The organism is Massilia sp. TSP1-1-2 (assembly GCF_049896185.1).
Classification (GTDB): domain Bacteria; phylum Pseudomonadota; class Gammaproteobacteria; order Burkholderiales; family Burkholderiaceae_D; genus Telluria_A.
In genome coordinates this window covers 12,686-32,969 of the sequence record NZ_JAFCTU010000020.1, presented here as the reverse complement: position 1 = coordinate 32,969, position 20,284 = coordinate 12,686, and the positions used below count along the sequence as shown (strand labels likewise).

Genomic DNA, 20,284 nt, shown 5'->3' with positions numbered 1-20,284 from the left:
ATTAGGCTCATGCCTACGATCCGAATAAGGTAGGCGGCACCGTGTTAACGCGCTCTTATTGACCATTTTCCCGACGGCGAGCCTCTTTTATTAGCTTATCGATGCACAACCCAGCACATCATGCGCACCTTGCGGACCTTCACCTGGGCAAGCGCTGGCACCGGGCCAGGGCCGCTTATCGCATGGCCAACAAGGCCTCCCACCACGTGCTCGGGTTCACCGTCAAACTGGCGCTGCTGGCCTATTTCCTGTTCTGCTTCGTGCTGCTGTTCCTGCGTTACGCTATCTTGCCCAACATCGAGTATTACAAGGGCGACATCGAAAAGCAGGCCGGCCGCGCGCTGGGCAACAACGTGGCCATTACACGCATCTACGCGTCCTGGCGTGGCCTGCGGCCCAACCTGTTTCTCGGCGACGTCATTTTGCGCGACGGGCAAGGGCGCCAAGTCCTGAACTTGCCCAGCGTGTCGGCCACGCTGTCGTGGTGGAGCGTGCTGGCGCTCAGCCCGCGCTTCGATTCACTGGAAATCATCCGTCCCGACCTTGACGTGCGGCGCCGTCCGGACGGCAAGCTGTCGGTAGCCGGCATCGTGCTCGACGCGGCCGGCGGCGACGGCAAGGGCGCCGACTGGCTGCTCAGCCAGCGCGAGATTGTGATCCGCGAAGGGCGCATACGCTGGACCGACGAGCGGCGCGGCAGCGCCGAACTGGTGCTGGAAAACCTCAATCTGCTGCTGCTCAACCAGTGGAACGAACACCGCATGGCGCTGCGCGCAACGCCCCCTGCCAGCCTGTCGGGTCCGATCGACATCCGCGCCGATTTCACCCATCCGCGCTTTGCCGCGCGGGTGGCCGACGTGGCCCAGTGGAGCGGCGAGCTGTACGCCGATGTGACCAATACCGATCTGGCCGGCTGGAAAGCCTACCTGGACTATCCGTTTCCGGTCAGCCGCGGGCGCGGTTCGGTGCGCGGCTGGATCGCTCTGGAACGGGCCAAGCTGGCCTCGTTTACGGCCGACCTGGGCCTGGTCGACGTCAGCGCGCAGCTGGGGCGCGACTTGCCGCCGCTGGAACTCAAGCGCGTGCAGGGCCGCCTGTCGGCAACCGAAACGTTTGCGTCCGGAAGCAATTACGGGCAGCCAGCGTTCGGTGCCAACGGCCACAGCATCTCGCTGACCAATTTTTCGCTGTTGACCACGGGTGGCCTGGCGCTCGCGCCCACCACCATCGATGAAGCTTACACGCCGGCCGCCGGCGGTCAGAGCGAAAAATTTCGTGTCAGCGCGCGCCAGCTCGAACTGGCCACGCTGGCCAAGCTGGCCGGGCAACTGCCGCTGCGTGCTTCCCAGCGCGCCTTGCTGGCGGACTTCGCGCCGCGCGGCACGCTGTCGGACTTTTCCGCCAACTGGAGCGGCAAGTATCCGGACATCAGCGCGTACGCCATCAAGGGCCGGCTGACGGGCCTGGGCATGCGGGCCCAGGCCGCACGCCTGGCGCAGCCAAAAACGGCGACGGGCGCGGGCGCGGCAGCGATGCCGGCCCTGCCGGGCGTCGAGAACTTGAGCGGCGTGATCAACGCCAACGAAAAAGGCGGCAGCATCCTGCTCGACGCGCCCAAGCTGGTGCTGCAACTGCCGGCCTGGTTCGCCGAACCAAGCGTGCCCTTCGACCAGTTCAACATGCAGGCGAGCTGGAGTTTTGCGCCCAAGGACCAACTGCTGCTGCAACTCGACAGCCTGAACATCGTGCAGGGCACGCTCAAGGCCTCGCTCAGCGGCCGGCACCAGATGCCGCTGGTGGCGCAGCCGGGAAAACCGGCCGGGCTGATCGACCTGAACGGCGCCGTCGGCGGTTTTGACCTTAAAAAGCTGGCGCGCTACCTGCCGCTGCAAACGCCGCCCAACCTGCACGCCTGGCTCACCGGCGCCATCGAGGACGGCATGGTGCAGGATGCGGTGATCCGCGTGCGCGGCGACCTGGCGCAGTTTCCGTTTCGCGGCGACAAGTCGAGCGGCGAATTCCGGGTCGCCGGCCGCCTGGAAAACGCCCGCCTGAACTATGCCCCGACGCATCCGGGCGCGGACGGCGTGACGCCCATGTGGCCGCGCGCCGAACTGATCAACGGCAGCTTCGCGTTCGACCGTGCCGGGATGCAAATCAAAGCTGCCAGCGCGCGCACACTGGGGCTGGCACTGACCGACGTTACCGCCACCATCGCCGACCTGGGTTCGCCTGAGCGCACGCTCGAGGTCGACGGCGGCGCCAACGGCGCAATGCAAGAGTTTTTACGTTACGTGGAAGCGAGCCCGGTGGCCGGATGGATCGGCCACTTCACCGAGCAGAGCCGCGCCAGCGGTAATGCGCGCCTGGGCTTGAAGCTGCAACTGCCACTGACCCACATGCGCGACGCCAAGGTCCAAGGGGCGTTGCAACTGATGAGCAACGACGTGGTCCTGTTTCCCGAGCTGCCACCGCTGCAGGCGGCCATCGGCAAACTCGATTTCACCGAGCAAGGCTTGACGCTGAACGGCGTGGGTGCCAGCTTCCTGGGCGGCCCGCTGGCGCTGACGGGCAGTTCGCAACGCGGCAGCGGCACCCTGATCCGTATGAGCGGCAGCGTGGCCGCCGACGGCATCCGCAAGAATTACCCGTCGGCGGCGATGGTGCCGGTGGTCGGGCGCATCAATGGCAGCGCGCGCTATAGCGGCTCGATCAGCGTCAAGGATGGCCAGCCGGTAATCACGGTCGACTCGACGCTGGCAGGGCTGGGGCTGGACTTCCCGGCCCCGCTGAACAAGGCGCCGGCCGACGCCATGCCGCTGCATTTTACGCTGGCCGGGGCGGCGCCAGGACCGGCTAGCGCGCCGGGCGCCGCGCCCGAGAGCGCGCCGCAGCGCGAAGAAATCAAGCTGTCGCTGGGCCCCGCCATCGCCGCGCGCTACCTGCGCCAGCGCCCGGCCAGGGGCGCCTGGAAACTGGTGAGTGGCGGCGTGGGCGTGAATGTGCCGGCCCCGGAACCGGAAGACGGCTTGACGGTCAACGTGCACATGAAGACGCTCAATGTCGACCAATGGGTGGCCATTGGCAGCCGCATCGGCAACGCCAAGGCGGAACCGGTCGCGTCCGGGGGACCGCCGGCGGCCAATCTGGCGCAGTACGTGGTGCCGGACGTTACGGCCGCGCGCGCCTCTGAGCTGATCATTGGCGAGCGCAAGCTCGACAACGTGGTGGTGGGCGCCTCGCACCAGGCCCAGAGCTGGCAGGCCAGCATCGATTCGCGCCAGGTGTCGGGCCACGTAACGTGGGATGAAGGTCCGGCTGGCCAGGGTCTGGGCAAGGTCACCGCGCGCCTGGCCTCGCTGATCATTCCCGAGTCGTCGGCGGCGGAAGTGAAGGATTTGCTGGAAGGGCCCAAGACGGCGGCGTCAACCATTCCTGCGCTTGACATCGTGGCCGAGCGCTTCGAGCTCTTCAACAAGCAGCTGGGCCGGCTGGAACTGTTGGCCAGCAATTCGCAGGTGGTCAACGGGCGCGAGTGGCGCATCAACCGGCTGCTGCTGGCCAACCCCGACGGCACCCTGAAAAGCACCGGCAAGTGGTCCACGCGCGACGGCGTGTCGGCAACCAGCCTCAATTTTACGCTCGACATCGACGACGCCGGGCGCCTGCTTGAGCGCTTCGGCTTTCCCGAGACGCTCAAGCGCGGCAAGGGGCGCATGAGCGGCGACATCGCCTGGAATGGCTTGCCCTATTCGCTCGACATTCCTTCGCTGTCGGGCAAGATCGACCTGAATTTGGCGGCCGGCCAGTTCCTTAAGAAAGATCCCGGCGCGGCAAAGTTGCTGGGCGTGCTGAGCCTGCAGATGCTGCCGCGCATACTCAAGCTCGACTTTCACGATGTGTTTTCGGAAGGGCTGGCCTTTGACGGCATCAGCGCCAACGCCACCATTGCGCGCGGCATCATGCGCACCGAAAACCTCAAGATGTATGGCGTGGCCGCCACCGTGCTGATGGATGGCTCGGTTGACATTGCCAATGAATCGACCAATTTGCACGTGGTGGTGATTCCCGAATTTAACCTGGGCACCGGGCCGCTGGTGTACGCGCTGGCGGTCAATCCGGTCATCGGCATTGGAAGTTTCCTTGCGCAACTGTTCCTGCGCGCGCCGATGATGCGCGCGCTGACCTATGAAATGCAAGTCACCGGGCCATGGAAGGCGCCGCTGATCGCCAAACTCGGGCGCGGCGCGCATGGCACGCCGGCGCTCCCCGTTCCCGCCACCAAGGAGGCACTGAATAAATGACATCACTTCACACGACGGTTGCAGCGGTACAAATGATCAGCTCGCCCAATGTGGCCGAGAATATCGCCTGCGCGCGCCGCCTGGTGCGCGAGGCGGCCGCCACCGGGGCCAAGCTGGTGACCTTGCCCGAATACTGGCCCATCATGGGTTGGTCCGACACCGACAAGGTGGCCCATGCCGAGCAGGCCGGCGCCGGCCCGATCCAGGCCTTCATGGCCGAGGCCGCGCGCGAGCACGGCATCTGGCTGATCGGCGGCACCTTGCCGCTGGTGGCAAGCGACGCTTCCAAGGTCATGAACACGACGCTGGTGTTCGATCCGGACGGCAAGCCGGTCAGCCGCTACGACAAGATCCACCTGTTCGGTTTTACCAAGGGCGCCGAGCATTATGACGAAGCGCGCACCATCGTCCCGGGCGAGGCGGTGGTCATGTTCGACGCCCCGTTCGGCCGGGTCGGCCTGGCGGTGTGCTACGACTTGCGCTTTCCCGAACTGTTTCGCGCCATGGGCGAGTGCACGCTGATGGTCGTCACCGCCGCCTTCACCCACACCACGGGCCTGGCGCACTGGGAAGTACTGCTGCGCGCGCGCGCCATTGAAAACCAGTGCTACGTGCTCGCTTCGGCGCAAGGCGGGCTGCACCCGAACGGACGGCGCACGTTTGGCCACAGCATGCTGATCGATCCGTGGGGCGAAGTCAAGGCGGTGCTGGCCGAAGGCGCGGGCGTTATCGCCGGCGACATCGACGCCCACTTCCTGGCCGACGTCCGTGAAAGCTTGCCTGCGCTCAAGCACCGCAAACTGTAATGCCTGGTGCTCCGTGCGAAAATTCTGGATATGGCACAATGCCTGTTCACACCTGAAAGAAGCTGCCCATGAAACCCTTCGAACCGAATCTCTCCTCCCTGGCGGTAGCGCGCGACGTGCTGCTCACGCCGTTTGGCCTGGATGAAGGCAAGCTGCTCACCACGCTGGGGACCATGTTTACGCACAAGGTCGACTACGCGGACATGTATTTCCAATTTACAAAAAGCGAAGGCTGGAGCCTGGAAGAAGGCATCGTCAAGACCGGCAGCTTTTCGATCGACCAGGGCGTGGGCGTGCGCGCCATTTCCGGCGACAAGACGGCGTTTTCGTATTCCGATGAAATCTCCGAACGCGCCTTGCTCGACGCCACGGCCGCCACGCGCACCATTGCACGGGTCGGTTCCGGCAAGATCAAGATTGCTTCGCGCATGACCCCGGTGGGTGGCCGTTCGCTGTACCTGCCCAACGACCCGCTCGCTTCGCTCGACGCGACGGCCAAGGTCAAGCTGCTCGAACGCGTCGAGAAAATGGCGCGCAAAAAAGATCCGCGCGTGGTGCAGGTGATGGCGGGCCTGGCCGGCGAGTATGACGTGGTGCTGGTGGTGCGCAGCGACGGCGTGCTGGCGGCCGACATCCGCCCGCTGGTGCGCGTGTCGGTCAGCGTCATCGTCGAGCAAAACGGGCGCCGCGAATCCGGTTCGGCCGGCGGAGGCGGGCGCTACGACTACGCCTACTTCAGCGATGAAGTGCTGGATAAATACGCCAGCGAAGCGGTCAAGGGCGCGCTGGTCAATTTGGAGGCGCGTCCGGCGCCGGCCGGGCCGATGACCATCGTGCTGGGGCCGGGCTGGCCCGGCGTGCTGCTGCACGAAGCGATCGGGCACGGCCTGGAGGGCGACTTCAACCGCAAGGGCTCGTCAGCGTTTTCGGGCCGCATCGGCCAGCGCGTGGCGGCCAAGGGCGTGACCGTGGTCGACGACGGCACGCTGGCCGACCGCCGCGGTTCGCTCAACATGGACGACGAAGGCAATCCGACCCAGTGCACCACGCTGATCGAGGATGGCATTTTGAAGGGATATATCCAGGACACCATGAACGCGCGCCTCATGAAGATGCCGGTCACGGGCAACGCGCGGCGCGAATCGTTTGCCCACTTGCCGATGCCGCGCATGACCAACACCTACATGCTGGGCGGCGACAAGGACCCCGAAGAAATCCTGGCGTCGGTCAAAAACGGGCTGTATGCGGTTAATTTTGCGGGCGGCCAGGTTGACATCACCAACGGCAAGTTCGTGTTTTCAGCCAGCGAAGCGTACATGATTGAAAACGGCAAGGTGACCTATCCGGTCAAGGGCGCCACGCTGATCGGCAATGGTCCGGACGTGCTTAACCGCGTCTCGATGATCGGCAACGACATGCGCCTGGACTCGGGCATCGGTGTATGCGGCAAGGAAGGCCAGAGTGTGCCGGTAGGCGTGGGCCAGCCAACCTTGCGCATTGAAGACGTGACGGTGGGCGGCACCGCATAACAGCGGCGCCGTGCAATGTAAATGAAAGGGCGCCCGCAAGGCGCCTTTTTTCTTACACATATGCTTCATTGGCGATGCATGCATGGCGCAATGCGCTGCGCTTTTGCGCCCTACGATGCAGCCATACAATGTGCTGCTGTCGAAAAAACGGGCGCTTTGCGCCGCGTGTTTTTACGGGACGACAAACTTGGCGTAGGGCGCAAAAGCGCAGCGCATTGCGCCATGCCTGCGCCGCGTTGGCCTAAAACTTGTACGTGGCCCTCACGTAAAATGTCCGCCCCAAGGGATCGGTGTACCGCGGATCGTAGCCCTGCTGGAACCGGGTGGTCTGGTTGGTGTAGGGCGGATCCTCATCAAACAGGTTCTTGATGCCGGCCGTGACGTCGATGTCCTTGTTCCCCGAATACGTGCCCGACAGCGTCCAGGTGGAGTACGCATCGACCCGCTGTTCGAATTCGGGATCGACACCGTTCTGGTCATCGTAGCCAGACAGGTAGCGGTTGGTGAGCGTCATTGTCCACGGCGCCTGGTTCCACGCAATGCTGGCATTGTGGCGCCAGCGGAACACGGGATTCTCGTCCGCATAGCGCCCCGCATTCTGGGTAAACGGCCCGCCGCGCTCGTTTTGGTAATCATACTTGTCCACATAGGTGCCATCCACGGTGAGCGTGAGGTTGCCCCACGGCGCGCGCGGCAGCCGGTACAGCAGGCTGAGGTCGAGGCCGCGGGTGCGGATTTCACCCAGGTTCATGGTGTTGGCCAGTACGTAGTCGAGCCGGGTGCGGGTGGCGTTATACACGTACAGACTCTGGTATTTCTGGTAGTCGCCAAAAATGGTCTGTTCGGCCAGTTCGTTGATCTGGTCTTTGAGCAAGATATCCCAATAGTCGGCCGACAAGGTCAGTGCGCGGGTGGGCTCGAGCACGATGCCGGCGCTATAGGTGCGCGACGTTTCGGGCTCGACGTTCAAGCTGCCCCCGGAGCGAATATTCTGCTGCTGGTTGCACACCAGATTGGGGTTGGCGCCGGCCACCGCCGTACCGTTAGGGCACAGCACCGGATCGTCCCATGGTTCAGCCGTATTGGTGGTGGTCTGGGGGCCGTAAATGTCGTACAGCGTGGGCGCCCGAAAACCCTGGTTGTAGGAGCCTCGCATCAGCACCCGCGGGCTGAGTTGCCAGCGCAGCGCCACCTTCGGATTGAAGTTGCCGCCCACATCGGAGTAATGGTCATAGCGCCCCGCCAGATTGATTTCCAGGTCTTTGATCAGCGGCACATTCACTTCCGCAAACAAGGCCTGGATGGTGCGGCTGCCGCGCTGGTCCTGGGCATCGGCATAACCCGAGCTGGAGGCCTGACCGGCCAGCGTCCGGTTGACCAGGTACACGGCCTTGTCGTGCCGCACTTCGCCGCCGATGGCAAAGCCGAGTGGTCCGCCGGCCATAGTCATCAGGTCGCGGCTGGCCTTGAAGTCGAGCGCAGAACTGTTGACTTTGGCATTCAGAAACCTGCCCAACAGCAGCGAGTTTTGCAGGAAGGCCGTGCCGGCGGCGGTCTGCTCGCCGAACGGGTTGAGGATGCCGGCGCCTACGCCTTCGATCATGCGCTCGTCGATCACGTAGCCGCCGGTAAAGGCACTGCGCGCGCGGCCGACCGAGTGGGTCAGGCCGGTGTTGTAGTCCCAGCCGTAAAAGCTGCCTTCCAGGCTTGCCAGGATGCGCTCGGACAGGCTGACGTCGAGCTGCTCGCGCTGGCCGGTGACGAGCGGGCGCCAGCTGATGTCGAGCGGCTCGCCGGTCAGGCCGGCCACCGCCGGTGTAATGCCCCGGCCCGGATAAAACGGGCTGGTGACAAACATCATCATGCCGATCCCGGCCAGTGGCGGCGGCGCGACCTTCGACGCATTGGTGCTGCGCGTGTGCATGTACTCAAGGTTGGCCGTGTGATCGGGACCGAATTTTTTGGTGAAGCGGCCGAGAAAGGATTCCTGCTGGGTCAGCGGGATATTGTCGATATAGCGGGTGTAGTCGAAGCGGCAGGTGTTGTTGCCGGGGTCGGTGCTGGGCACCGAGCCGGGCGGCAGGCAGCCACCGGCAAAGCTGGGGTTGCCGGAGATGCCGAGGTCGGAATAAAAATTGGCGGGGAAGGGCGTGCCGCTGGTCTGGACCACGCCGTGCTGGGGCTGCACGCCGGTGCTTGAGAACGCCCGGTCGGTCGCTACCAGTGCCGACTGGCGGTGGTAGTCCGCCACGGCCAGCAGGTTCCACCCATCGGTGTTCAGGTCGCCCCAGCCGCCGGTGATGTTGATGCGCTGCTCGTCGCCGCCGCCTCTGCCTTCGGGCACGAAGGCTTCGACCGTCACGCCGCGGCCCGTGTAGGAGCGCTTGGTAATGAAGTTGATCACCCCGCCGATGGCGTCGGTGCCGTAGATGGCCGAGGCGCCGTCGCGCAGTACTTCGACCCGGTCGAGCGCGGCGACGGGGATGATGTTCAAGTCTACCGAGTCGGCAAAGAAGGGATGGTTGGCGAGGCGCCGGCCATTGAGCAGCACCAGCGTCTTGTCGCCGCCCAGGCCGCGCAGGTCGGCCGTGGCACGGCCACCCGTGCCTTCGCCGACCGATTGGCTGGCGCCCTCGCCGGACTGGTTCATGGGGATGGTGGCCAGTACTTCCTGGGCGGTTGACAGGCCCTGCTTGGCGAAGTCTTCAGCGCGGATCGAGGTGATTGGCAGTGATGTTTGCGCGGCCAGGCGCTTGATCGAGGAACCGGTGATTTCGACCCGCTGCATGGGCGCGGCGGCGTCCTGCCGGGCCAGTGCGGGCGCGGCCGCCAGCACGGCGCCGAGCGCGGCGCCGCCGGCAAACAGCATGCGCAAGGCGACGGACAAAGTCTTTTCATTCATGGTGGAATACTCCAGGTGAGTAGGAGAAAATAAAAGCGCGCACCCGTAACGGGCGGGCTTGACTCTTCCAGTTTTGCATCCGCTTTTATGGCTCGGCTGATCTGGCTCAATCGTTGCGGTAATGAGCGAGCGTTTGTGGAAAGGCCGCAACCGCGCCCGGCACGCCAAGTGCAGCGGGGAAAATTGCTGCACTTGCCAGCGGGCAGGGATTGTGTGCTATAGTCATTTAAACACTTTGGAGTGCAGCATGCACAGCGTTGTCTTCTTTACCTGCCACTTTTACTTTAGCGATTCCAGCCCCGAGGCGGTGGAGTAGCGGCAGGTTCACGTAGCAACGACGAGATCCAGCAGAATTCCTAAAAAACCGCCAGCGATGGCGGTTTTTTTTTGACCAGATTTCATTCATTTAACGAACGGAGAACACCATGCCACGCACCGACGACTTACGCATCCGCGAAATGAAGGAACTGACGCCACCCTCGCACTTGATACGCGAGTTTGCCTGCGGTGAAGCGGCCGAGCAGACCGCCGCTTCCGGGCGCGTGGCGCTGCATCGCATCCTGCACGGTCAGGACGACCGTCTGATGGTGGTGATCGGACCGTGCTCGATCCACGACACCAAGGCGGCGATGGAATACGCGCACCGGCTGGCCGAGCAGCGCGTGCGCTTTGCCGGCGACCTGGAGATCGTGATGCGCGTGTACTTCGAAAAGCCGCGCACGACGGTGGGCTGGAAGGGCTTGATCAACGACCCGTACATGGACAACAGTTTTCGCATCAACGACGGCTTGCGCATGGCGCGCGAACTGCTGCGCGACATTAACGAGCTCGGCCTGCCGGCCGGCACCGAATTTCTCGACGTGATCAGCCCGCAGTACATCGCCGACCTGATCAGCTGGGGCGCGATCGGCGCGCGCACCACCGAGTCGCAGGTGCACCGCGAGCTGGCCTCGGGCTTGTCGTGTCCGGTTGGCTTCAAGAACGGCACTGACGGCAACATCAAGATTGCGGTGGAAGCGATCAAGGCCGCCTCGCAGCCGCACCATTTCCTGTCGGTGACCAAGGGCGGTCACTCGGCGATCGTGTCGACCAACGGCAATGAAGACTGCCACATTATTCTGCGCGGCGGCAAGACGCCGAATTACGACGCGGCCAGCGTGGAGCAGGCTTGCCAGCAGATCGCCGCGCAGGGACTGGCCGCGCGCCTGATGGTGGACGCATCGCATGCGAACAGCTCGAAAAAGCCGGAGAACCAGATTCCCGTGTGCGCCGATATTGCCGCGCAGGTGGCTGGCGGCGATACGCGCATTGTCGGCGTGATGGTCGAGTCGCACCTGGTGGCGGGACGCCAGGACCTGGTGCCGGGCAAGGAGTTGGTGTATGGGCAGTCGGTGACCGATGGGTGCATCGATTGGGAGCAAAGCGTGCAGGTGCTTGAAGGGCTGGCGGCGTCCGTGCGCCAGCGCCGGTTGCGCCAGGAAAGTTAGGTACCTACCACATTGTCCTCGCGTACGCGGGGACCCATGGAACGGTCGCTCAGTTGAACCGTTCTATGGGTCCCCGCGTGTGAGGACGATGGGGCAAGCAGCTGCCTCGCTAAAACGTGAAACTGCCGCGCAGGTACAGCGCGCGCCCGGTCGGGTCGGTGTACCGCGGATCATACCCCTTCTGGAACAGCGTCCCCTGGTTCGAAAACGGCGGATCCTTGTCGAGCAGATTCTTCACGCCGGCAATCAAGGTCAGCCCCGTAATGCCCGTGTAGCTCCCCGACAAATTCCACAAACTGTACGACGACACCCGGTTCACCGTGTCCTGGTCGGCATATCCGGTGCGGTAGGTCTGCGACAGCGTCGTGCCCCATACGCCGCGGTTCCATGCAAGCGTTGCCGTATGCTGCCACCTGAACACCGGCACCGCATCGGCATAGCGCCCCACGTTATGGATGAATTCGCCACCGCGCTCGTTCTGGTAGTCGTAGCGGTGCACCCAGGTGCCGTCCACCGATGCCGTCAGGCCGCCCCAGTCGCCCTTGGGCATGCGCCACGCCGCACTGACGTCGACGCCGTCGGTCTTGACTTCGCCCAGGTTGTTCAAGAAGTCTTCAATGGCGTTCGGCGAACCGTCGGGATTGCGCAGGAACAGCGCGCGGTAACGCGCGAAATTGCCGAAGATGGTTTGCTCGGGCAGCGCGGCAATCTTGTCGCGCAGCGCGATGTTCCAGTAGTCGGCCGCGAGCGTGAGCGCCGGCGTCGGCTCGATCACGGCGCCAAACGAATACGAACGCGACTTTTCCGGCTTCAGGTTGGGATTGCCGCCCTGAAGCTTGAACTGCTGCAGGTTGCAGTCGCGCAGCGGATTGGCGCCGGGCTGCGCCACGCCGCCCGGGCACAGGATCGGATCATCATATGAATCGTTGGTGTCGTTCCGGGACGGCGGCCCGTTCTTTTCGAACAGCGTGGGCGCCCTGAAGCCCGTGGTGGCCGACGCGCGCAGCAGCAAGGCGGGGGAAGGCTGGTAGCGCACGCCCACCTTGGGATTGGTGGTGTTGCCCACATCGCTGTAGCGGTCGAAGCGCGCCGCGAAGGACACTTCCAGCGCCTTGGAAAACGGCGCCACCACCTCGGCAAACAAGGCTTGCACATTGCGCGAGCCGCTTTTGGAAAGCGAACCGGACAGGCCCGAGCTGCTGGCCTGCGAGGCGATCGCGCGGTTAACGTCGAAGTCGGCTGTTTCGTGGCGCAGCTCGGCGCCCATGGCGAAGGCGAGCTGGCCGCCGGGAAGCGCCATCAGGTCGCGGCTGGCGGTCAGGTCGAGCGCGCTGCTTTTTACTTGCGCGCTTTGCACCTGGCCGCGCAGCGCCGTGCTGGCCAGGTAGGCGCGTCCGGCATCGTTTTGCAGCGCGAACGGGTTGAGGACGCCGTTGGCCACGCCGGCCGCGAACGAGGCATCTTGCACATAGCCGCCGACAAAGTCTTCGCTCGACTTGCTGATCGCATGCGTCAAGCCCGCCTTGTAGTCCCACTTTGCAACCTGGCCTTCCATGGCCGCCACGATACGGCTCGTGCGCCCGGCCGAGTCGATGGTGCGCTGGCCCGCTTCCAGCGGACGCCAGTTGACCGACAGCGGCCCGCCGCTGGCACCGGCCGGATAGTAGGGACTGGTCGCCGGCAAGATCAAGCCGGTTTGCGGCGGCGGCGCGGTGCGCGAGGTAACGTCGTTGCGCGAATGGAGCAGTTCAAGCGTGGCCACGTGGCCGTCGCCCACTTTCATGGCGCCTTTGACGAAGACGGCGATCTGTTCCTGGTCGGGCGTGTTGTCCACCTGGCGCGTGTAATCCTGGCGGCAAGTGGTGCCGCCCGGCGCCGGCACCGAGAATGGCGGGTTGCAGCCGCTGGCAAACGAGGGATTGCCGGCGCGGTCGGCACGCGCATCGTAGTAGTTGCCCGGGAAGGTGGTGCCGCTGGTGACGTCCAGCCCCCGCTCGCGCACAATGCCGGTCTGCGAAAACGAGCGCTGCTGCGAGCCGATCGATTGCTGGCGGTGCCAGTCGACGACGCCCAGTACATTAAAGCCATTGGTGTCCAGGTTGCCCAGGCCCGAGGACAGATTGACGCGTTCCTCGTCGCCGCCCGCCTGGCGTGGACGGATCACTTCGGCGCTGATGGTGGTGGTGGTGACCGAGCGCTTGGTGATGAAATTGATCACGCCGCCGATGGCGTCGGTGCCGTAGATGGCCGAGGCGCCGTCGCGCAGCACTTCGACCCGGTCCAGTGCGCTGATCGGAATCATGTTCAGGTCGACGCTGGCGCTGTCGTACGGATGGTTGGCCAGGCGCCTGCCGTTGAGCAAGACCAGCGTTTTGTCGCCGCCCAGGCCGCGCAAGTCGGCGCTGGACTGGCCACCGGTGGGCAGGCCGCTGTAATTGCCGCCCACGGCGTTGCCGCTGCCCATGCCGGACTGGCTGGAGGGAATCCGGGTCAGCGCTTCCTGCACGGTGGTGACACCCTGGCGCGTAAATTCTTCGGCCTTGATGATGGAAATCGGATTGGCCGTTTCCGCCTGCAGGCGCTTGATGGAGGAACCGGTGATTTCCACCCGCTGCATCGGGGCGCTGTCCTGGGCTAAGGCCGGAAAGGACAGCACGGCGCCGGCGGCGAACATGGTTTTCAGTGACAGCGACAAGACGGTTGGCTTCATGATGTACTCGGCTCCCATGGAAGAAAGCGCAATGGAAGCACCGGGCGGCGATTGGTGTCAATCGTACAATCTTGATTGTTATGCTAAATACGACAAAGGCGCGCGGCTTGCATAGTGCGGCCCCGTCAAACGGCGAAAGGTGTAATCCCCCGGAATTTATGGAAAACAACGGAGCGTGGCCCTGCGCCCCTAAATGGGTTATCGTAAGGCCACTTTTCCATGAGACGCGCAGCATGACCGGACACTGGCGCCAGAAACTGGCAGCATTCGCACTTGCTCTTACTGCCTGCACGGGCGCGCTCGCCGCCGAACCGGTCAAGACGCTGCGCTACATTTTTCCGGCCGCTGAAACCGGGTTCGACCCGGCCGTCGCGCGCGACCTGTACACGGGGCACGTCACGCAAGCCATCTTTGAAACCCTGTTTACCTACGATTACCTGGCGCGCCCGGTGCTGCTGGTGCCGCACACGGCCGCCGCGTTGCCCGAGGTATCGGCCGACGGCATGACCTACACCATCCGCCTGAAAAAAGGGCAGCTGTTCGCGCCCGATGCGGCCTTCAAGGGCCGCGCCCGCGAGCTGACCATGGCCGACTATGTGTATTCGTGGAAGCGGCTGTTCGATCCGCGCCTGGGCTCGCCGCACGCGGGACTGCTGGCGGGAAAAATCGTCGGCCTCGACGCGCTGGCGGCCAAGGCAAAGCTGGCCGGCCGCTTAGACTACGACGCGCCGGTGGCCGGCTTCGAGCTGATCGACCCGTATACGCTGCGCATCCACCTGACCCAGACCGATTTCAACCTGGGCATGATCCTGGCGCATGAGCCAACTGTGGCGGTGGCGCGCGAAGTGATCGAAAAGTACGGCGACACACGGGGCGCGGCGCACGCCAATCCAGTGGGCACCGGTTTTTACAAGCTGGCCGAGTGGGTACGCGGCAGCCGCATCGTACTTGAAAGAAATACGGTGCACCACGCGGAAACTTGGAACTTCAAAGGCAACGGCACGCCGGAAGATGCGCGCATCATTGCGCAGATGCAGGGTAAAAGCATGCCGCAGGTGGCACGCATTGAAATCAGCGTGATGCTCGAAGACCAGTCGCGCTGGCTGTCGTTCCAGAGCGGTGCGGTGGACTTGTTTTGGCTGGACGGCCCGCTCGCGCCCAAGGCCATCGTGGATGGCAAGTTGCGGCCCGAACTGGCGGCCAAGGGCGTGCAATTGTCGCGCCAGGTCGACCCGGAAATCACGTATTACTACTGGAACTTGCAGGACCCGGTGGTGGGCGGCTTTTCCAAGGAAAAGATTGCCCTGCGACGCGCCATTGCCATTGCGCACGACGTGGACGAGGAAATCAGCAAGGTGTGGAACGGCCAGGCGCAGCGGCTCGACTATCCGATTCCACCCGGCGTGGTCGGCTACGATCCGGCTTACAAAAGCATGTTGCAGTACGACCGCCTGCTTGCCAACAAGTTGCTTGACCGCTACGGCTACAAAAAGGGCAAGGATGGCTGGCGTACGCTGCCCGACGGCAAGCCGCTGGTGATTCGCTACACCTCGCGCAACGAAGCGTCTGGCGTGCTGCTGGCCGAGGTGTGGCGCAAGACTTACAATGCGATCGGCATTCAGATGAGCAACGAGCGCATGATCCTGCAAGACTTGCTGGCCGGCGAACGGGCCTGCAAAATCCAGAGCCGCAACTTTCAGTGGGCGGCCGACTATCCCGACGGCGAAAATTTCATGCAACTCCATTACGGGCCGAATGTCCACCTGAACAATGCGTCGTGCCTGGCCGATCCGCAGATTGACCAGTGGTACGCGGCCAGCCAGAAAATGCCGGCCAGTCCCGAGCGCGACGCGCTGTTTCACAAAATGGCGCGCAGGATCGAAGTGCTGGGCGCGGCGCGCATCGGCTACGCGCGCATTCGCAACATGTTGGCGCAGCCCTCGGTGCTGGGCTACAAAAAACATCCCATCCTGCACCAGGAATGGCAATACATCGACATCGACGCCGGCAAGTTGCCGGCGCGCTAGCGCAACCTGGGGAAAGCGACAACCATGCTGAGCTTTATTTTGCGCCGCCTGTGGCAGATGCTGCCCACCATGGCCGGCGTCGTGCTGCTGGTGTTCCTGCTGTTTAACTGGGTGGGCGGCGACCCGGCCTATATTTTGGCTGGCAAGATGTCGAACGCCGAGGAAATCGCCAACATCCGGCGCCAGCTCGGCACCGACCAGCCGTATTACGTTCAGCTGGGAATTTTCGCCAAGCAGATCGTCACTTTCGATTTCGGCAATGCGTGGAGCACGGGCGAACCGGTCTCGCGCATCATCGGCAGCCGGCTCGGGCCATCGCTCACGGTGCTGGTGCCGCTGACCATCCTCGAAACCTTTTTTGGCATCGCGCTGGCGCTGGCGATCGCGTTTGTGCGCGGATCGCTGACTGACCGCGCCGTCATGATCGCGTGCACGGCCGGCATGTCGATCAGCATCCTGGTCTACATCATCGTGTTCCAGTACGGCCTTGCATACAAGCTTGGACTGTTTCCGGTGCAGGGCTGGGGCAGCAATCTGGGCGAGAATTTGCTGCGCTACGCCACGCTGCCCATTTTGATCGGGCTGGTGGTGTCGATTGCGCCCACGCTGCGCCTGTACCGCACCTTCGTGCTCGACGAAGTGAACCAGGACTATGTGCGCACCGCGCGCGCCAAGGGACTCTCGGAGCGCCGCATCATGTGGGTGCACGTGCTGCGCAACGCATCGATCCCGATCATCACGCACGTGATGGCCAACCTGCCGGCGCTGTTGATCGGCGCCTTCATGCTGGAGCGCTTCTTTGGCATTCCCGGCATCGGGCGCGAGGTGATCCTGGCGGTGGAACGCAGCGATTTTCCGGTGATTAAAGCGATCACCGTGTACGTCGCTGCGGCCACCATGGTCTTCAACCTGCTAGCCGACCTGCTGTACCAGGCAGTCGATCCGCGCGTGGAGCTGGTCTAGCATGGCCGGCATGATCGATCATCCGGCCTCGCCTGGCCTGTGGACGCTGGCCTGGCGCCGCCTGCGGGGCGACCGCGTCGCCATGCTGTCGCTGGCCGTGGTGGCGCTGTTTCTGGCGCTGCTGGTGCTGTCGGCCTGTGGACTGGTCGCCAATGACTGGGAAGACGAAGTGGCCGTCAGCTATGCGCCGCCATCTTTCATAGGCGCACCCGCCAGCGGTGCGCCATCGACCGTTGCGGCGCGCGCCGACAGCGCCAACCCCTTCGATCCGCTGGCCGACGACATCCGCGCCATCCAGGCGCAATTGGACAGGAATGCGCCGGTGGACATGTACGGCGTCGAAGATCCGCTGGCCGCCGACCTGAAGGCGCTGGGCGCCTCAAGCGCGGTGGCGGCGCTGGCCAAGCGCGAAACGCTGCCGTTCGGCGCCGACAAGTGGGGCCATGACGTCATCAAGAAAACCATCAAGGGCGGGCAAACGTCGATCGTGGTGGGGCTGGTAGCGGCGCTGCTGGCCGTTACGCTGGGCACCTTGTTCGGCGCCGTGGCGGGTTACTTTGGCGGTGTGGTGGATGATCTGTTCAACTGGTTCTACAGCATTTTCACGTCGATACCGTCGATCCTGATGATCCTCACGGTCGCCGCGGTGCTGCAGCAAAAGGGCGTGATGACGATTGTGCTCATTTTAGGCCTGACCGGCTGGACCGGCCCGTTCCGCCTTATCCGCGCAGAGTACATGAAGCACAAGGCGCGCGAATACGTGATGGCGGCCGACGCCATCGGCGCTTCGCACTGGCGCAAGATGTTCTCGCACATTTTCCCCAATGTCAGCCACGTGGCGCTGGTGCAGGTGTCGATCCTGGTGGTCGGCTTCATCAAGGCCGAGGTGATCTTGTCCTTCCTTGGCTTTGGCGTACCGGTGGGCGTGGTTTCATGGGGCAGCATGCTCAATGAGGCGCAGAACGAACTGATACTTGGCAAATGGTGGCAGCTGACGGCTGCCGCACTGGCGATGGCGGTGCTGGTGACAGCCTTTTCGCTGCTCACCGATGCGCTGCGCGACGCGCTCGACCCCAAGCTGAAATAAGGATTGACCATGCTGCTCCAGGTACGCAATCTGCGTGTGAACTTCAGGATCGACAAGCACGTAACCTTCGAGGCGCTCAAGGGCATCTCGTTCGACATTCCGGCCAACGCCACGGTGGCGCTGGTGGGCGAATCGGGCAGTGGAAAGTCGGTCAGCTCGCTGGCGGTCATGGGCCTGCTGCCAGCTGAAAATACGGTCATCGATGCCGCCGGCAGCATTGTGTTCGACGGTCGCGAGTTGCTCGGCGTGGCGGCGGCCGAGCGGCGCGCGGTCTGCGGCAAGGAGATCGCGATGATCTTCCAGGAGCCCATGTCGTCGTTAAATCCCGTCTTTACTGTGGGTTACCAAATCGCCGAAGTGCTGCGCCAGCACATGGGCATGAATGCGAAGCAGGCGCGCGCGCGCGCGTTGGCGCTGCTCGACGAAGTGGGCATTCCCGACCCCGCGCGCAAGATCGACGCGTATCCGAGCCAGATGTCGGGCGGCCAGCAGCAGCGCGTGATGATCGCCATGGCCATTGCATGCGAGCCAAAGCTGTTGATCGCGGACGAACCGACCACCGCCCTCGACGTCACGATTCAAAAACAGATCCTGGACTTGATCGCGGCGCTGCAAAAGAAGCACCAGATGTCGGTGCTGTTCATCACCCATGATCTGGCGCTGGTGGGCGACATTGCCGAACACGTGATCGTGATGCGGCATGGCGAAGTGCGCGAGCAGGGCAGCGCGCGCCAGGTGCTCGAGCACCCGGCAGACGACTACACGCGCGCACTGCTGCATTGCCGACCGCGCCTGGACCAGCGGCCCATGCGCCTTCCCGTGATTGACGACTTCATGCAGGGCCGCGCGCAAGTGAATGAGCAGCGCGAGCGCGGTTATGACGCGGATGACGCGCCGCTGCTGGTCGTGAACAATTTGAGCAAGAGCTTTTTTGTGCGCGAGGGCTTGTTCGGCAAGCGCGAGTTCAAGGCCGTGAAGGACGTGTCGTTCACGCTGCCGCGAGGGAAAACGCTGGGTGTGGTCGGCGAGTCGGGCTCGGGCAAGACGACGGTGGGCTTGACGCTGCTGCGCCTGCACCAGGCAACGGGCGGCACGGCCATGTTCAATGGGCGCGACCTGATGGCAATGAAGGATCGCGAATACCTGCCCTACAAGCGGCGCATCCAGATCATTTTCCAGAATCCCTATGCGTCCTTGAATCCGCGCTTTACGGTCGGCCAGATATTGATGGAGCCGATGCGCATTCACAGCATTGGCGCCAATGACCGCGAACGCAGCGCGATGGCCATGGAGCTGCTGGAAAAGGTGGGCTTGCCGGCGCAGGCTTTTCATCGGTATCCGCACGAGTTTTCGGGCGGTCAGCGCCAGCGCGTTGCCATTGCGCGTTGCCTGACGATGAAGCCGGAGATCCTGGTGTGCGACGAATCGGTGTCGGCGCTGGACGTGTCGGTGCAGGCGCAGGTGCTCAACCTGCTGCAGGATTTGCAGGATGAATATGCGATGAGCTACATCTTCATTTCGCATGACCTGGCAGTGGTGAAGTACATGGCTGATGAGGTGATGGTGATGCATCAGGGGAGCGTGGTGGAAATGGCGGGGTCGGACGAGTTGTACCGCAATCCGCAGCATGCTTATACGCGCACGCTGCTGGCCGCAATTCCCGGCAGCGGGCGCGGTTGAAGTAGCGATGAATTACTTGCAGAGCGGCAGGGCGGAATAACGGTATTGGATTGCCACCGTGGCGAAGAGTGGGACCCTGAACGCCTCGCAGGTGACTTGACCAAATGTGCATGCGTTTGCTTGCGGGCGTCGGGTGATCGATGATGTCGGCAACGCGACCGCGTACAATGGACCGAGGCGGTCTTAGCCGCCTATTAACCTTTACTCGATGGAGCTATAGCGATGACTCTTGTGCACTCCTGCACGGAATGTGGCGGTAACGAGCATTTTTCGAAAGAAGTGAGTCCGGGGGACGAGTTACTGCCGGTGGGAAGTCTGCATGGCGCCAAGTATCGCGTTGTTGTTTGTGGAGCTTGCGGACTCACTCGGTGGTTTGTCGCGGAGCGTTTCCTGGCACTGGTGAGAGAAAAATTCGAAACGGAATAGCAGTCTATGCGGGTGCGAAAACAGGCATGTGGGAATTCGATTTTTTGGGATAGGTCGCCCTTTTGACGGGTGCACATTCCTTAGGACTTGCAAAAATGAGGCAGGCGTGGAAATTGAGGGCCGTTGGGCGGATGCAATCTGCCAAGTGCACGTGCGAACGTGACGCTTGCCCTTGGCGGATTGCATCCGCCCTACGAGGTTTATCTCAGCAACATGGCAAAGCCGGGGTCAGACCACTTCTGGTCCGAAGCAGGCGTGCATCTGACGACGAGATGTGTCCGGGCGAGTTTGCGCCCCAATGCCCCCGGATACCCGACGACGATGCCCGGTCGTAGCCAAACCGCGTATTGGGCTAAGATGACT

At 63.4% G+C, this 20,284-nt stretch carries 10 protein-coding genes; 8 read left to right on the top strand and 2 right to left on the bottom strand.

What is annotated here, in order from left to right:
- The first annotated feature begins 101 nt into the window (after positions 1–101).
- The 3 genes from ACP7BV_RS17275 (at position 102) to tldD (ending at position 6,639) form a co-directional block, all read left to right on the top strand.
- Positions 102–4,304: a YhdP family protein gene (locus ACP7BV_RS17275; protein WP_426105572.1), complete on the top strand. Its 4,203-nt coding sequence runs from the start codon at positions 102–104 to the stop codon at positions 4,302–4,304.
- Positions 4,301–5,110, top strand: a complete 810-nt coding sequence (locus ACP7BV_RS17270; RefSeq protein WP_426105570.1) for a carbon-nitrogen hydrolase family protein — start codon at positions 4,301–4,303, stop codon at positions 5,108–5,110. Before ACP7BV_RS17275 ends, ACP7BV_RS17270 begins: the two co-directional genes overlap by 4 nt.
- 68 nt (positions 5,111–5,178) lie before the next feature.
- Complete coding sequence (tldD, locus tag ACP7BV_RS17265) at positions 5,179–6,639, top strand: metalloprotease TldD (RefSeq protein ID WP_426105569.1); 1,461 nt, start codon at positions 5,179–5,181, stop codon at positions 6,637–6,639.
- 241 nt (positions 6,640–6,880) lie between these two features.
- Here tldD and ACP7BV_RS17260 read toward each other — a convergent pair whose 3' ends face one another.
- Positions 6,881–9,541 (bottom strand): TonB-dependent receptor, encoded by a 2,661-nt coding sequence (locus ACP7BV_RS17260; RefSeq protein ID WP_426105568.1) that lies wholly within the window; start codon positions 9,539–9,541, stop codon positions 6,881–6,883.
- Between the two features lie 425 nt (positions 9,542–9,966).
- Here ACP7BV_RS17260 and aroG point away from each other — a divergent pair, with 425 nt between their 5' ends.
- Positions 9,967–11,028 (top strand): 3-deoxy-7-phosphoheptulonate synthase AroG, encoded by a 1,062-nt coding sequence (gene aroG / locus ACP7BV_RS17255; protein ID WP_426105566.1) that lies wholly within the window; start codon positions 9,967–9,969, stop codon positions 11,026–11,028.
- Positions 11,029–11,137: 109 nt separating this feature from the next.
- Here aroG and ACP7BV_RS17250 read toward each other — a convergent pair whose 3' ends face one another.
- Positions 11,138–13,738 (bottom strand): TonB-dependent receptor, encoded by a 2,601-nt coding sequence (locus tag ACP7BV_RS17250; protein ID WP_426105565.1) that lies wholly within the window; start codon positions 13,736–13,738, stop codon positions 11,138–11,140.
- A gap of 233 nt (positions 13,739–13,971) precedes the next feature.
- On the opposite strand from ACP7BV_RS17250, the gene ACP7BV_RS17245 reads away from it, so the two are divergent.
- From ACP7BV_RS17245 to ACP7BV_RS17230, 4 genes are read left to right on the top strand one after another with little or no spacing between them, the layout of a single operon-like run.
- The gene (locus ACP7BV_RS17245) at positions 13,972–15,765 is read left to right on the top strand and encodes an ABC transporter substrate-binding protein (protein ID WP_426105564.1); all 1,794 of its coding nucleotides are present in this window, start codon (positions 13,972–13,974) and stop codon (positions 15,763–15,765) included.
- Between the two features lie 24 nt (positions 15,766–15,789).
- Positions 15,790–16,728: an ABC transporter permease gene (locus ACP7BV_RS17240; protein WP_426105563.1), complete on the top strand. Its 939-nt coding sequence runs from the start codon at positions 15,790–15,792 to the stop codon at positions 16,726–16,728.
- A 10-nt stretch (positions 16,729–16,738) separates the two neighbouring features.
- Entirely contained in the window at positions 16,739–17,815 is a 1,077-nt protein-coding gene (locus ACP7BV_RS17235) for an ABC transporter permease (RefSeq protein ID WP_426105646.1), read from the top strand.
- Between the two features lie 9 nt (positions 17,816–17,824).
- Positions 17,825–19,495 carry an ABC transporter ATP-binding protein gene (locus ACP7BV_RS17230; protein WP_426105561.1) on the top strand — a complete coding sequence of 557 codons (1,671 nt, stop codon included), beginning with the start codon at positions 17,825–17,827 and terminating at the stop codon, positions 19,493–19,495.
- The last annotated feature ends 789 nt before the right edge of the window (positions 19,496–20,284 follow it).

Coding starts and splice junctions, on each gene's coding strand:
- tldD (WP_426105569.1), top strand. CDS start 5,179: ATGAAACCCTTCGAACCGAATCTCTCCTCCCTGGCGGTAGCGCGCGAC.
- aroG (WP_426105566.1), top strand. CDS start 9,967: ATGCCACGCACCGACGACTTACGCATCCGCGAAATGAAGGAACTGACG.
- ACP7BV_RS17235 (WP_426105646.1), top strand. CDS start 16,739: ATGATCGATCATCCGGCCTCGCCTGGCCTGTGGACGCTGGCCTGGCGC.
- ACP7BV_RS17250 (WP_426105565.1), bottom strand. CDS start 13,738: ATGAAGCCAACCGTCTTGTCGCTGTCACTGAAAACCATGTTCGCCGCC.
- ACP7BV_RS17240 (WP_426105563.1), top strand. CDS start 15,790: ATGCTGAGCTTTATTTTGCGCCGCCTGTGGCAGATGCTGCCCACCATG.
- ACP7BV_RS17260 (WP_426105568.1), bottom strand. CDS start 9,541: ATGAATGAAAAGACTTTGTCCGTCGCCTTGCGCATGCTGTTTGCCGGC.
- ACP7BV_RS17245 (WP_426105564.1), top strand. CDS start 13,972: ATGACCGGACACTGGCGCCAGAAACTGGCAGCATTCGCACTTGCTCTT.
- ACP7BV_RS17270 (WP_426105570.1), top strand. CDS start 4,301: ATGACATCACTTCACACGACGGTTGCAGCGGTACAAATGATCAGCTCG.
- ACP7BV_RS17275 (WP_426105572.1), top strand. CDS start 102: ATGCACAACCCAGCACATCATGCGCACCTTGCGGACCTTCACCTGGGC.
- ACP7BV_RS17230 (WP_426105561.1), top strand. CDS start 17,825: ATGCTGCTCCAGGTACGCAATCTGCGTGTGAACTTCAGGATCGACAAG.